1 protein-coding gene is annotated in these 216 nt (G+C 49.5%); it reads right to left on the bottom strand.

Annotated elements, in window-relative coordinates; translation table 11 throughout:
- Positions 1-216: Ig-like domain-containing protein (locus A136_RS22885; RefSeq protein ID WP_032546811.1), on the bottom strand; the 216-nt coding region annotated here is incomplete at both ends.

The following is a 216-nucleotide window of genomic DNA, read 5'->3' as shown; positions in this document are numbered from 1 at the left end:
GCGGTCGATGTGATCGGCTCGCCACTTTCATCGCTCATGGTGTACGTCACCACGACCTGCTCTGTTACACCGGCTGGCAGGTGATCAAAATCTTCGCCAGTCGCTTCAAAGACAAGTTTGTTATTAACGATGGTCACCAGACCTTTGTCCGAGCTCACACTGTCTAAAGTGAACTTAGCACCATCGTCTAAATCGGTGTCGTTAGCCAATACATCT

This window comes from Vibrio crassostreae 9ZC13, from assembly GCF_000272045.2.
GTDB lineage: Bacteria > Pseudomonadota > Gammaproteobacteria > Enterobacterales > Vibrionaceae > Vibrio > Vibrio crassostreae_C.
Note: the sequence above shows the minus strand (reverse complement) of the source record. Positions and strands in the feature narration are given on the sequence as shown.